The 12367-nt window shown below is 42.1% G+C and carries 9 protein-coding genes; 3 read left to right on the forward strand and 6 right to left on the reverse strand.

Translation table 11 applies throughout. The annotated features are described in order from the left end of the window. Positions 1 to 278 precede the first annotated feature (278 nt). A complete protein-coding gene (locus tag WAE64_RS19520) occupies positions 279 to 3713 on the reverse strand; it encodes a ThuA domain-containing protein (RefSeq protein WP_340239417.1) in 3435 nt (1144 codons plus the stop codon). A gap of 458 nt (positions 3714 to 4171) precedes the next feature. On the opposite strand from WAE64_RS19520, the gene WAE64_RS19525 reads away from it, so the two are divergent. Next, positions 4172 to 4894: an NUDIX hydrolase gene (locus WAE64_RS19525; RefSeq protein ID WP_340239349.1), complete on the forward strand. Its 723-nt coding sequence runs from the start codon at positions 4172 to 4174 to the stop codon at positions 4892 to 4894. A gap of 138 nt (positions 4895 to 5032) precedes the next feature. On the opposite strand, the gene WAE64_RS19530 is transcribed toward WAE64_RS19525, so the two are convergent. From WAE64_RS19530 to WAE64_RS19545, 4 genes are all read right to left on the reverse strand, one after another. Beyond that, a complete protein-coding gene (locus tag WAE64_RS19530) occupies positions 5033 to 7552 on the reverse strand; it encodes a heavy metal translocating P-type ATPase (RefSeq protein ID WP_340239351.1) in 2520 nt (839 codons plus the stop codon). A gap of 257 nt (positions 7553 to 7809) precedes the next feature. Then, on the reverse strand, positions 7810 to 8046 hold the full coding sequence (locus WAE64_RS19535) for a hypothetical protein (protein WP_340239353.1): 237 nt from the start codon (positions 8044 to 8046) through the stop codon (positions 7810 to 7812). A 668-nt stretch (positions 8047 to 8714) separates the two neighbouring features. After that, positions 8715 to 9134 (reverse strand): response regulator, encoded by a 420-nt coding sequence (locus tag WAE64_RS19540; RefSeq protein WP_340239355.1) that lies wholly within the window; start codon positions 9132 to 9134, stop codon positions 8715 to 8717. A gap of 355 nt (positions 9135 to 9489) precedes the next feature. After that, entirely contained in the window at positions 9490 to 9642 is a 153-nt protein-coding gene (locus WAE64_RS19545) for an SDR family oxidoreductase (protein WP_340239419.1), read from the reverse strand. A 196-nt stretch (positions 9643 to 9838) separates the two neighbouring features. On the opposite strand from WAE64_RS19545, the gene WAE64_RS19550 reads away from it, so the two are divergent. Continuing rightward, entirely contained in the window at positions 9839 to 10360 is a 522-nt protein-coding gene (locus WAE64_RS19550) for a YciE/YciF ferroxidase family protein (protein WP_340239357.1), read from the forward strand. A gap of 93 nt (positions 10361 to 10453) precedes the next feature. Here the strand turns inward: WAE64_RS19550 and WAE64_RS19555 are convergent, their stop codons facing one another. Beyond that, positions 10454 to 10633: a hypothetical protein gene (locus WAE64_RS19555; protein ID WP_340239359.1), complete on the reverse strand. Its 180-nt coding sequence runs from the start codon at positions 10631 to 10633 to the stop codon at positions 10454 to 10456. Between the two features lie 345 nt (positions 10634 to 10978). Between WAE64_RS19555 and WAE64_RS19560 the strand changes: the two genes are divergently transcribed. Further along, complete coding sequence (locus WAE64_RS19560; RefSeq protein ID WP_340239361.1) at positions 10979 to 12154, forward strand: glycosyltransferase family protein; 1176 nt, start codon at positions 10979 to 10981, stop codon at positions 12152 to 12154. The last annotated feature ends 213 nt before the right edge of the window (positions 12155 to 12367 follow it).

Genomic DNA, 12367 nt, shown 5'->3' on the forward strand with positions numbered 1-12367 from the left:
TTGTTGTCTTGAACTTTGATTTACCTGATTTTATGATTAAAATGATTTGAATTAAAATTTATATAATAATCATTTTCAATAATGAAATCAGAGAAATCAGGTTAATCAGTTAAAGCGGTACGCCGCCCCCGGCAAAGTTCAAGATTAAACTGTCTTACTGCTTCTTCCCCTCAAAACCAGGGGCTTGGCGGGGTTTATTGCTGTACTGTGGTCGCCGAATTTAAGGTTAAGTTTACCAACTTTTTGCTATAAATCTGTTGGTAAACCTTCCGTTCTGCCTATTCCGGCAGGTTGAGTTTAAACTCTGAGCCTGTTACAATCATCAATGTACCGTTTTCAGCTTTCGGATTCACAAATACCACATATATATCGTGTATGCCTTCTACTTTACCGATTGGTATTTTCAGTATGTTTGGCGTCATGCTCATAGTTTCGCTTGGCTCAAGGAATTGTGATTCGCCGACTAATTTACCTTTAGGGCTATCGAGGCGCAATTCTACTTTCCCGCCTAGTGCATTTACCTGTGGTTTTGGTGCCATTGCTTGTATCTGCAATTCGGTTACATCATTCAAATCTACTTTATTCAATACCATATAGGCACCCGATTTTGCAGGCATGGCAAGGTTGCGGCCACCGAACGACATCTTGTTTACATCTTCGTATTTATCGAAATCATGTGCGCCAAGGCTGGCATTTCTGAGCGTGAAAGTCTCTTCTGATTTAAGCGATGGTAAACCGCTTGCGCCTTGGTCTTCGTAGGCTGCACGTACAATAAATACGCCTTTGCCTTTGTCGTTAGCCGGTAATTTGGCTGTGTATGTGCCTTTGAGTGGCAACGATTTTGCTTTTGGTTTTTCGTTGGCGAAATTCAGGATATACTTTACCATTTCGCTTGCATCGGCAGTTGATATTTGTGGGTGGCCTGCCATAGCAGTTTCGCCCCAAACGCCACTTCCACCGCTGATAATTTTCTTAGCCAGGCGGTCAACGGCTTCTTTATCGCCTTTGTATTTTGAGGCTACATCACGGTATGCTGGCCCGATAGATTTTTTATCTGGGCTGTGGCAAGCTTTACAGTCGCTTGCTTCAATCAGTTTTTTACCTGTCGAGAAAGCTGCACTTGCATCGGCCGAGCGGTGGCCTTGTGCAATGGCTATTTTATCGAACCCTTCGGCAAGGTAATCGATATTTACGGCCACATTTTCAGGGTCGATACCGTTGTTAAGCGTACCGTCTTCTTTGTCTTTTACTTTAATATCGTATTCGAACGATTTGTTGGCTACATAAAACGATTTGTTACCTTTTGGCATATCGAAACTCAATACCGGAGGCTCGTTACCTGCCACAATCTCAAGCGATTGTGCGTTAGTACCCCCTTTGCCATCGTTAACAGTAAGGGTTGCTTTGTAGATACCCGGTTTTGTAAGCGTCAGGCTTGCATCAGGCGTGCTGATGGTTTTGTTGAAACCATTTTTAGAGGTAACCTGCCAAGTGTATTTCAGGGCATCGCCATCGGCATCGGTTGAGCCTTTTGATGTTAATTTAAGGTTGAAAGGTACTGCACCGCCCAATTGGTTGGCAGCCATTGCAATTTGTGGTTTGCGGTTCCCACCGTTGTATTCGATACGAATCAGGCGGGCGTCGTCGTTAGCTGTAAACCAGCCCGAGCCGTATTCAAGCATATATAAATCACCGTTTTCGGCAAATTCCATGTCCATTGGGTTGCTGAATTTGTAGCTAGGCATAAAACGCTCCATCGATACGTAGTTGCCGTCTTTATCCATCGTTACGGCCATAATCCAGCCACGCATCCACTCATAAATCAAGAGTTTGCCATCATAATATTTCGGGAATGCACGTTGTGCAGTTTTGAAATTATCAGCATAGAAAACAGGACCTGCCATAGCATTACGGCCACCGCTACCTACTAGTGGGAACTCTTTAGAAGCAGCATACGGATACCAGATAAAGGCTTTTTGCGCCGGAGGCAATACTTTTAAACCAGTGTTGTTTGGCGATGTATTGGTAGGAGCGTTTACATCCCATTTCTCTAATGATTTGTTATTGGCAAAATCAAACTTGTTGTAAGCTTTGTTGTCGCCTACAAAGTGAGGCCAGCCAAAGTTACCAGCTTTGCGGGCTTGTCCAACCTCATCGTGTCCGGCCGGGCCACGGTCGTCGGCAGGTTTGCTGGCATCAGGGCCAACTTCACCCCAATACACAAAACCTGTTTTGTTATCAACCGAAATTCTGAATGGGTTTCTGTGGCCCATTGTATAGATTTCAGGGCGAGTGCCTGCTGTGCCTTTCGGGAACAAGTTACCTTCTGGAATAGTATAACCGCCATCGGCAGTTGGTTTTATTCTGATGATTTTACCTCTTAAATCGTTGGTATTGGCCGATGATTTTTGTGCATCCCACGACTCACGACCCGGGCGTTCGTCACTTGGGCTATAGCCATTTGAGCCGTGCGGGTTGGTGTTGTCGCCGGTTGATAGGTAGAGGTTACCTGTTTTATCCCAGGCAATAGAGCCACCTGTGTGGCAGCATTCTTCACGTTGGGTTGGTATTTCAAGCAATACTTTTTTTGATGAAAGCACCAGTTCATCGCCTTTTAGCTCGTAGCGGGTCAGGATATTTTTTGATTCCTCTGGGATTGAGTAAAACAAATATATCCAGTGGTTTTGTGCAAAATTAGGGTCTTTGCTTAGGCCCATCAAACCATCTTCGCCCATTGATTCTTTACCTTCTTTGTTTTTGTATTTGGTGCTTACAGGTATAGTAGCAATGGTTTTCATTTGCTTGGTTTTGGTGTTGTAGAGCTTTACGGCACCTTTGCGCTCAATCAACAAAATGCGACCGTCGTTCAAGACGCTCAATTCCATTGGCTCGTCTAGTTTTTCTTCCAAAATTACTTTGGCAAAACGGTTTTCTTCGGGGCGAGCATTGGCGTAGTTCAGTGGTTTAGGGTTTGGCCCACCCATAGCGTAGTTGATACCCGCATATAGGTGATTAAGGAACAATGGCTCAACAAAAGTTTCGTCGGTATGGCCCATTGCTGTATAGAATGAGCGGCCGCCGTCGAACTCCTGATACCAGCTCATCGGGTGATAGTCGGGGTTTTTGCCCCCTTGGTATGTTTTTTCGTCGATAGTCAACAATACGTTGATTTTTGGCGAAATATCTTTGAAACTGTAAAACTCGTCGGTTCTTTCAAACTCATCAGGCATTCCTTGTGTAGCCCAATGGTTTTTTTGCACAACGCTGTATTTACCTTTCTGTACGTTGCTTGGGGTCATTGGGTGGTCTAAGAAATAGGCCCCAGCCAGTTTGCCGTACCAAGGCCAGTCGTACTCGGTATCGGTAGCGGCGTGGATACCCACATAACCACCACCTGCTTGAATGAATCGCTCGAAAACGGCTTGTTGTTTGTCGTTCAGCACATCGCCTGTGGTGTTCAGAAACAACACAGCGTTGTATTTTTTCAGGTCGGTTTCGTTAAAGGCTTCGGCATCTTCGGTAAAGGTTACGTTAAAACCTTTGTCGGTAGCCATTTTGGCAAGGGCTTTTTTGCCGGCATCGATAGAGGCGTGTCTGAACGAAGCCGTTTTGCTAAAAACCAATAGGTTAGGCTTTTTTACCTGCGCCTGCACCCAGTTGTAGGCCAGTAGCAAGGTTAAAAGAAGGGAAAATGTTTTTAAGCGTTTCATCATCATTTAATAATTGATTTTTTTAGAGGTACTAATAGACAGCTTGGCTGTTGTTGTTTTGTAAAAGTTTGTCGTATTGACCCCACCCCGACCCTCCCCAACAGTGGGGAGGGAGCTAAAAAATCTTTACTGTATAAATGAGGAAGAGTGAAAGTATTGGTGTTTTTATGTCCCCTCCCCACTGTTGGGGAGGGCTAGGGTGGGGTTATAAATCCAACCTAATATCTTATCACATGTTAAATAAAAACTAACTCTTTATACAGTATAATCTTTCTTCCCAACACAAATGTGAATACTTAAAAATTACAAAACAAGATATAATGTCTTTTTTTTAGACAATAATGAAAATTTGACTATTTTTGCACCTATCTGAGAACAAATAGTACAGGTTTTAGAAAAATGGCTCAGAAACGGATTTGTGCCTTATTTTTACACAAACACCAATACAACACTTTATGGGAATGTTTCAGAAGGGAGATTATATAGAGCAGGTGTCTATCGACTGCGTTATTTTGGGGTTTCATAACAAGCAACTGAAAGTGCTTTTGCCTAAACTGAAAGCATTGAATATATGGACGCTGCCAGGTGGGTTTATCAGGCAAACCGATAGCCTTGAAGAAGCTGCGCTGAGGATACTAGCCGACCGAACAGCCATACGTGATATTTATCTGGAACAGTTTATGGTGTTTGGTAGCCTTGAGCGGTCGTCGCCCAAATTAATGAAGAGCCTTGAGGAAATTCATAAAGAGAGTATTGCTGAGGCGGGCTTGGTAGAGGCAGATTTTGCGTGGCTACAACGCAGGTTTATTTCGATAGGCTATTATGCTTTGGTAGATATTCATAAGGTTGTGCCGCTTTGCTCTGAATTAGACGAAACCTGCGAGTGGTATGATATTAATGAGTTGCCTCCGCTGGCATTTGACCACGCCGATATTGTAACAAAAGCGATTGAACACATACGGCTGATGCTTAACCATAAATTGATAGGTTTTAACCTGTTGCCCGAAACTTTTACGATGAAAGAGGTACAGGATTTATATGAAACGATTCTTGACCGACCTTTCCGCCGTAATAATTTTCAGAAAATGATTCTCGACCTTGATATTCTGGAACGCCTCGAAAAGAAATTTACAGGGGCAGCCAACAAAGCTCCGTTTTTGTATAGGTTTAAGAAAATGTCTTGAACTTTGATTTAGCTGATTAACCTGATTTCGCTGATTAATTTGTGATATATTTTTTATGATTTTAAATTGAATTCAAATCATAATCAATCACTCGGTATTTGAAATCATAAAAATCAGGTTAATCAGGTAAATCAAAGTTCAAGATATAGCTCTCAACCGCAGTGCGTTCCCAATAACTGATACCGAGCTGAAACTCATGGCCAGGGCGGCTATCATGGGCGATAGTAAGATGCCGAAAAACGGATAGAGCAAGCCTGCTGCTACCGGAATACCCAGGATATTATAAATAAAAGCAAAGAACAGATTCTGCCTGATGTTTTTCATTACAGCATGGCTCAGGCGTTTGGCACGCACTATGCCTTGTAAATCGCCTTTTACGAGCGTAATTCGGGCACTTTCGATGGCTACGTCGGTGCCTGTGCCCATAGCAATACCAATGTTGGCCTGCGTAAGGGCAGGGGCATCGTTTATACCGTCGCCGGCCATAGCAACTATTTTACCTTTGGCTTGTAAGTGTTTTATTTCGTTTAGCTTGTCTTGGGGCAGGCAAGAGGCTTTATATGCCGAAAGCCCCAATTCTTTGGCTACTGTGGCGGCTGTATTTTCGTTGTCGCCCGTCAGCATTATTACTTCTATGCCTTCGGCTTGCAGGGCATTAATGGCGGCTTTGCTATCGGGCTTTATGGCATCAGTGATACTCACAAAGCCTATCAGTTTGCCATCAATGGCTATATAAGATACCGTTTTGCCTTGCTTTTGCTCGGCTACAATTGCTTGCTCAATCTCGGGGTTCATTTGGGCTTTTATGCTTTCCATAAGTGCCTTGTTGCCAAGTGCTACTTGTTTTCCGTCTACTGTGCCTGTTACGCCTTTGCCCATTACGGCCTCAAAATTCTTTGTTTGCGGCCATTTTAAATGGCGGGCCTGGGCAAAGTTCAATACCGCTTGCGCTAATGGGTGTTCGCTATTCTGGTTCAGAGAGGCTATGTAAGCTAATACTTCGTTTTCGTCGGCTTGCTGTACAGAGATTTTTTCGACTGAGGGTTTACCTTCGGTGATGGTTCCGGTTTTGTCAACAATCAGCACGTTTACTTTGTCCATGTTTTCGAGGGCCTCGGCGTTTTTGATTAACACGCCCGACTGTGCCCCTTTGCCGACACCCACCATAACCGACATGGGTGTTGCCAAACCCAAAGCACAAGGGCAGGCAATAATTAGCACCGCAATGGCATTGATAAGCCCATAGTTGAGCGATGGCGGCGGCCCCCATTTAGCCCATATCAGAAATGTAACGAAGGCGATTATCATTACAATTGGCACAAAGTAACCAGCAATGCTATCGGCCAGTTTCTGGATTGGGGCTTTTGAGCGGCTGGCAGTATTAACCATGTTTATGATTTGCGCCAGCAGGGTTTCAGAACCCACTTTTTCGGCGCGCATCACAAATGATTTATTGCCGTTGATAGTGCCTGAGCTTACGGCATCGCCCGATTTTTTATCGACCGGAATCGGTTCGCCTGTAATCATTGACTCGTCGATGCTGCTTTCGCCGTCGCTTATCCTGCCATCAACCGGAATCCTGTCGCCGGGTTTTATGCGTAGTAAATCACCCACGGCAATATCATGAATCGATACTTTTTCATCGGCACCGTTTCTTATTCTAATGGCCTCGGTCGGGCTTAGTTTTAGTAATTCTTTTATGGCGCTACTGGTTTGGGTATGCGCCCGTGCTTCCATCAACTGCCCTAAAAGTGCGAGTGTAAGAATAACCGTTGAGGCTTCAAAATAAAGTGTAACCGAGCCGTGATGGGTTCTGAACTCGTCAGGAAAAACATTCGGAAAAAGCAAGGCTATAATGCTAAATATAAAGGCTACACCCGTGCCCAAACCAATGAGCGTAAACATATTGAGGTTTCGGCTAATGATTGATTGCCACGCACGCTCAAAAAACAGCCAGCCTGCATAAAACACAACAGGGAGCGATAAGCCAAACTGCACCCAGTTCCAATATTGCACGTCCATGATGCGGAGCAATGGGTTGTTGGGTATCATTTCTATCATGGCTATCAGAAACACGGGAACGGTGAAGATAAGCGCCACAATCATTTTCTTGCGGAGGTCAAGATATGTGCGGTTTTCTTCGTTGTCGCTGGGTTGCATGGGTACTAAATCCATACCGCAAATGGGGCAGGAGCCGGGGCCATTCTGCACAATTTCGGGGTGCATGGGGCATGTATATTTTGCGCTGGTGGGCAACTCAGGCATTTTTTCGAGATTCATGCCACACACGGGGCAATTGCCGGGCTTTTCATAAGTTTTGTCGCCCTCGCAATGCATGGGGCAATAATAAGTGCCTTTGCCATGTTGTGGCGTGGCTGTATGCTTGTGCCCTGTATGCGCCGCATGATGATGCCCATGCGAGTGCTGGTGGGTATCGGTATGTGGTGCTTTGCTATCGGTGCTGATTGTATATTTGCCAACAGCCGACAGGGCACTTTGCAATTGCTCTAACGGAATATGTTTTTGCATGTGCACGATGGCCTGTGGTGGCTCAAGGCTCACTTCGGCGTGTATGCCTTCTATGCTGTTGAGGGTTTTTTCTACTTTGGTGCGGCAACCATCGCACGACATGCCATGAATATAATATGTGTGTGTCATGATGTTTCAGTCTGATTAATGAGAGGAAGGGAGCTTAATTAGATATAAAACACCAAAAGTAGGGCAGAATGTTCGGGAATAATATGAGATTGGTCAGATGTTGGAGAATTGAGTGAATGAGTGATTTTGTCTGAACTGTGATTCACCTGATTTATTTGATTTACCTGATTTGATTTTTTCAATTTTAAATAATGCCCATTTTTCTATAATACTAAAATCATAAAAATCAGTTTAATCAGGTAAATCAAAGTTCAAGATTAAAACGACACATCTATTTTGATACGGTGGCGGGTGGGGCAGAAGTACGATTGGTATTTAAAGCCCTGCGCTTTTATGAATCGGGTGAAGTTTTCGAACATCACGGGGCAGTTCTTTTTTGCCAGCACAATTGTTTTGCCATCGTCGGTACTCTTTGCTGTTATTTCTTCATAATGTATGCCGAAATGTTGCAGCGCGTCTTTGAGGACAGCTTTGATGTCGTTAATTTTTTTCATTAGTATCATGTTCAGGAAGGTATAGTTGCTCAGAAATTTTTCTAAGCGTGAAAAACCAGGTTAATTGTAAAAGGGAGGGGGATTGTAATTATAGTGCAGTAAGTACCAAGAAAATATTATTTGACATTAAAATTTCAAACCAATTCTACTATCAGTTAATTTTAGAAACCTGCTTATTTATATTTTTTCACTATTTCTTATTTGGAAGGCTTTTACTTTTTTTACCTGAAAAAAAGTAAACAAGACTAGCCGTCCGCAAAAGAGGCATCATTTAAACTCGTAGGTTAGCCACCCGCCAATAAAAACTGAAAAATCTTTTCTTAAAGGATAGTTCTCTTCAAGTTTTTTAATTGTAGACTGGCCGTCCGCCTCAACAGGAAATGATGGTTTAAGGATACAATTTTTAGTTGTTATTTTAGTATCAATACTCTCAAATAATTTTGTGCCTTTACTTATATAGTAATAACAGCTAAAGTTGTGGTTTATTATATCGGGAGGTGGATAAAAGAATAATGCAGCCGTTTAATATCGTTTTCTGGTAGAGACGCCATGTTTGCGGCTTCATTGGCCTGTTAAATCTTATGTGATGAATAAAATTTAATAGATAAATTTCTAATTTTTATAGGCCAAAGGGGGCGTACACAGTACGTCTCTACCTGTATTTTTTATCAGAAAAATATGGGCAAGTTCATTTGCCAGTCAGAGGTTAAAATCTTTCTTACGGTTTCTACATATTCATCAAAATCTTCGGGCTTGGTAAGAAACAGGTTTGCGCCGGCATCGTAGGCGTTGGCCTTTATCATGGGGTCAAGGCTTGATGTGAGTATCACCGAAAAAGTACTGCTCAGGTTTTTATCGAGCCTGATTTCTCTGAGGCACTCAATGCCATCTTTTTTTGGCATATTAATATCCAGAACCACAATATTGTAAGCAGGCGCATCCGGGGACTGCAATGTTTTCATGAGTTCGTGCCCATCGCTCACAACGGTGAGTTTGGTCGGAATATTTACTTCGGTGAGCGCATTATTGAATATTTCCTGATAGTCTTTGTCGTCTTCGGCCAAGACTACATTTAATGATACGTGCATAGTAAGGTCTTTTATAATACTTTAAGTTTATGGCTGAGCCTGATACAATGATGGCTCGCTTAGGCTATTTTAAAAAAATAGCACTGTGTATGTTTCATGGCTATGCTTTATTTTAGCAAGCATAGAGTTGCTATTTAGAAAGGTATTATGAGGTGAAGCTGTTTTCTTATGGCTATATAAGCTTCTGTTTATTGTTGACTGTCTTTTTTATTCTGTTAGATTTAGTAAGTTCTATAAAAATAGTTTTTTTTATCTAAAAATTGCCTATTAAGCACAAAAAAATTATCCTTTAACCGAATTTTAATGTAAAAATAGGTTTATCCATGTTTTTATTGAACGATTCAGGCTCATTGTCTTATCCGTTTACAATAGTGCCGCCGTTTACATGAATCACTTGCCCGCTTATATAACTGGCGTCTTCAGAGGCCAGAAAAACATAAGCCGGCGCTACTTCGATAAGCGTAAAAGAACGAGAAATATAATATAAAAAAACAATCATTAAAACAATAAAATACCATACCTGCCTATATTGTTCTGAGTGCTACTTTTTGTCCTCGCCAAATAGCTCAACCGCAATTTTCAGGTAAAACAATTCCCATAAATCAGTACTTATAATGGGGTAATCGATTGGTATATTTTTTTCGCTTTTCAGGCTAAATAAGCATTAGATACATTAATCCAAAACAACAAAACAAACTCGTATCATGAAAAATTACATTGCATCAGAACAAGAGGGTGAAAAACTGAAAGAATTATTTGTGGATGGACTGAAAGACATCTATTGGGCTGAAAAACAACTGACAAAAGCGCTGCCTAAAATGGCTAAAGCTGCTACGTCAGAAGATTTGAAATCTGCTTTTGAAGAACATTTGAGTGAGACAGAAGAGCAGGTGAAAAAAGTTGAAAAAGTATTTGAATTGATTGATGAAAAAGCACAAGCGAAAGTATGCCCTGCAATGGAAGGATTGATAAAAGAAGGGGAAGAAATAATTGAATCGACAGACAAAGGCACAATGGTGCGCGACTGCGGGTTGATTATGGCCGCACAAAAAGTAGAGCATTATGAAATAGCGTCGTATGGTACTTTAAGAACCCTTGCACGCATATTGGGGCATGATGATGCCGCAGTTGTGTTACAAGATATTTTAGATCAGGAAGGCAACGCAGATAAAAAATTAACAGACCTGGCCGAATCTCATATCAATGAGGCTGCTACACAGGAATAAAGATAGAGAGAAAGAAGTAAATATTGGTATTAGAGTAAAAAGGCTTTGCAATTGCAAAGCCTTTTTTTGTATAAGGCATCAGCAATTGCTCAATTATAAATCGACATGGGTAATCAATGAAATGTTTTTCAAGGCTTGCACACGGGCTTTTAGTGCCATTGCTTTCATTTTTACTATCTGCACTTGTGCGTCGAGTAGCATAGCTTTGGCTTTCAGAATTTTCAGATGGGCCTCGTCTCGTAGTTTCTTGTCGTGTTCTTGTTGTGTTGGCATGGCTTTTATAATTTTAAGGATAACAGCACTAAACATACTTTGTTGTATTGAAAAGACAAATTGCGTACCAAAAATTACTGAGCGGTTGCCTACCTAAGCATTATACTGTGTTAAGATAGATAAAACCGGAATATTTAGGTTTTATCGGCCTAAATACGCTTTTATGTCTTAAAAGTTCCTGAAAATCAATGCTTTACAGGTTTTTGCTGATGGGTATTTTTATCCACACTTCTTGAGGCTTATTCCCCATTTCATACTTATCTGCCTCTTGGTTATAGCTATAATGGGTTCGATAACCGAGGTACATTTATTTATACTTTACTATGAGTAAAATAAGAAGTAATTATGGAAAATCTTAATATAAACGATTACGAATTCCCGCATGATAAGCAGATTGTGGAGGTACGGGAAGAAGACAACATAGATACGCTTCTTTGTTTTTCGCCTGTTAAGTGGGAGGGGGTTTTTCAGCGTCCGCAACACCTGATGAGCCATGCCGCAAAAAAATGGAGAGTGTTTTATATAGAAGACCCCATTTTTGATACAGATACTAAAGTGCCTGATTATGATGTAAAAGAACTAAAAAAACATACGGGATTATTTGTGGTGAGTATCCGGCTACCAGAGACATCGTCGAAAGTTGATACGAAAAACGCAATGCATAAGCTATTGGGCAAGCTATGTGCTGAGTATAAGATTAATAACTTCGGCACATGGTATTATTCGCCTATGGGTATTCAGTACACTTATGAGTTGTATCCGAGAGTAGTTGTGTATGACTGCACCAGCCCGATACGCACGGCACAGCCAAGCCTGATAGATATAGAAAACGAGCTTATCAGCCAAAGCGACCTGGTTTTTACTAATGGCAATGCCCTATTTGAAGCCAAGCAAAACTGGCACCCGCAGGTATATAATTTTCCGAGTAGCATTGATAAAGAGCATTTTATGCAGGCAAGACTTCAATTGCCCGAACCCGCCGACCAGGAAGAAATATTGTGTCCGAGGTTGGGCTTGTATGGGGCAATTGATGAGTGCTTTGATGCCGAACTGCTCAGGGCACTTGCCCACCGCCGCCCCGACTGGCAGTTTGTAGTGGTAGGCCCTGTGGTGGGTATTGATGAAGACACTTTGCCTAAGGCAGAGAATATTCATTACCTCGGTGAAAAATCGTATCAGGAAATGCCCTCATATATCAGTGGCTGGAATGCGGCTTTAATTTTGGTATCGACCGATAAAACAAAACAGGTACAAGTGCCTACCCGCACGCCTGAGTATCTGGCGGCATTTAAGCCCATAGTGGCTACTCCGGTTGCAGATATTATAAGCCCGTATCAGGAAATGGGTTTGGTGAATGTAGCCGAAAATGTATTTGAGTTTGAGACTGCCATAGAAGAGGTGCTTTCGGCCGACAAACGAAAACAATGGAAGAAAAATATTGATGAGTTTCTGAAAACAAACTCGTGGGATATAATGTGGCAACAAATGCGGCATCTGATAAAAACGCATATTATTAACTGATGCGCATAAAAGAGGCTGTTTCAAAAGTTTTCTATACCAAATAATATTTGGAGAATACCCCACCCTAACCCTCCCCAACAATGGGGAGGGGACAAAAAAGCCCCTCTCCCCATTGTTGGGGAGAGGGGTTGGGGTGTGGGGTTGAAGCCTTGCCAAATAATATTTTGTGCAGTTTTCTTTTGAGACAGCCTCATTTTTTTGATAAACAACAGC

This window comes from Emticicia soli (genome assembly GCF_037860775.1).
GTDB lineage: Bacteria > Bacteroidota > Bacteroidia > Cytophagales > Spirosomataceae > Emticicia > Emticicia soli.